The sequence below is a fragment of the Mesorhizobium sp. M1E.F.Ca.ET.063.01.1.1 genome (assembly GCF_003998155.1).
Lineage (GTDB): Bacteria > Pseudomonadota > Alphaproteobacteria > Rhizobiales > Rhizobiaceae > Mesorhizobium.
The window spans coordinates 1-1682 of record NZ_RZSC01001026.1; the positions used below are offsets into that span (position 1 = coordinate 1).

Here is a 1682-nt window from a genome sequence, read left to right on the forward strand (position 1 = left end):
GGGCGTGGTTCGCCGGGCCAGCGCTTCCAGGCCGCACACCTCTTCGATCCCACCGAGATCACCGTCCTGGAAGTGCTCATCGCCAAGCTCGAAGGCAAGACCCAAAAGCAGAAGAACCCGCACCCCATGCACACGCTCGCCTGGGCCGCCTGGTGTATCGCCAGGCTCGGAGGCTGGAACGGCTACGAAAAGGAACGCCCGCCAGGGCCCATCACCTTCAACCACGGCCTCAGACGCTTCAACGCCATCACAGACGGCTTCGTTCTGGCCTCGCAAAAATGAGCCCGAAGCAAATGTGTGCGCACGCTAGCCCACAAGGGGAGAAGGGAAGAAGCGGTTTCCGGCCGGTTCTCATGGAACTCCGGACCGAGAACGCAGTTCACTAGTGCGTGGAATCGCAGGAACTTCACATTCACCGCACCCGCGAGGAGCCGGAAGCGAATGAACGCGGTGCCGCCGAAGGAAATGGACGTCGTCCTGCAGCAACTGCCGCTGAGGATCGGCGCCTATGTGCCCGACGATCTGCTGGAGGACTGGTTCGCGCCGGGAACGGGCATGCGGCCCGTCAGCAAGGCAGCGCTTGCTGCCGCTGCCAGCTACGGACGACGGTTCGAATGCGAATTCAAATACTATCCCGAGAGGATGGAAGGCGTGTTCTGGAAATGGGTTCCAGCGATCTGATTTGGACATGTCTGCGGAGCAAGAGGAGGTTCGCGAGGCAACCGCCTTGGAGCTTGAGCGTCAATCGGAATCCGATCCTTCGAGACTGCGGATCGAATTGGACGGAGATCGCCTTACTGCAAACGGCAACATCGACCTGCTGGCACTCGCCAGGCTTTCGTCGGCGCCGTGGCGGGCGCGCCTTAAAGTATGTCTCCCGAAAGTGGGAACCAGTTTCGGGACATATGCGTCAAACCAGAAACCTAAAGCGCATGGAGCAAATCTGAAAAATCGCGACGGGCTTTAGAGGCGACGCGCGAGGAGCATCGATGAAGGTAGCTGTGTTCGGTGGGACCGGATTCCTCGGCCGCAGGATCGTCGAGCGGCTGCTGGACAAGGGCTTTGAAGTGCGGGCAGTGTCCCGCCAAGCGCGGCGGGTAACCGGCTCGGAAGCGAAAGCGCCCGAACAGGTCAAAGCGGATATTCTGGACAGATCATCGATCGGCCCGGCAATTGCCGGATCAGACGCGGTGGTGAACGCGGTCAGCCTCTATGTCGAGCATGGCGGCTTGACGTTCGAAAGGATGCACGTGACGGCGGCAGCCGATTTGGCGAGCGCCGCGCGGCAAGCCGGGGTCGAACGGCTCGTCCATATCTCGGGGATAGGCGCAGATCCGCGATCCACATCAAGGTATATCAAGGCACGCGGGCGCGGGGAGGACGCGGTCAGGAACTCGTTTCCCGACACGATTGTCTTGCGCTCGGCCGTCATGATCGGACCGGACGACGCTTTTCTCACGACGCTTGTTCGGCTGGTCCGGCTGCTGCCCGTCTATCCGCTGTTCGGCCAGGGAGCTACGCGGCTTCAGCCCGTCTATGTCGGCGACGTCGCCGAAGCGGTGAGCCGCTTGCTCGCCGATCCTAGCCAGGATGTGTCTACGTTCGAGGTCGGCGGTCCTCGCATTTTGCGTTACCGGGAGCTGGTTCGCGAAATCGCCCGAAGGTTCGGCGCTCATCCGATC

General features: G+C 61.7%; 2 protein-coding genes and 1 pseudogene. All 3 read left to right on the forward strand.

The annotated features are described in order from the left end of the window. A pseudogene (locus tag EOA29_RS41840) lies at positions 1-282 on the forward strand (transposase); the annotation flags it as partial. Between the two features lie 168 nt (positions 283-450). Continuing rightward, positions 451-681 (forward strand): hypothetical protein, encoded by a 231-nt coding sequence (locus EOA29_RS35575; RefSeq protein ID WP_126089822.1) that lies wholly within the window; start codon positions 451-453, stop codon positions 679-681. Between the two features lie 320 nt (positions 682-1001). Next, positions 1002-1682, forward strand: a 681-nt coding sequence (locus EOA29_RS35580) for a complex I NDUFA9 subunit family protein (protein WP_245468715.1), incomplete at its 3' end; no start/stop codon positions are given.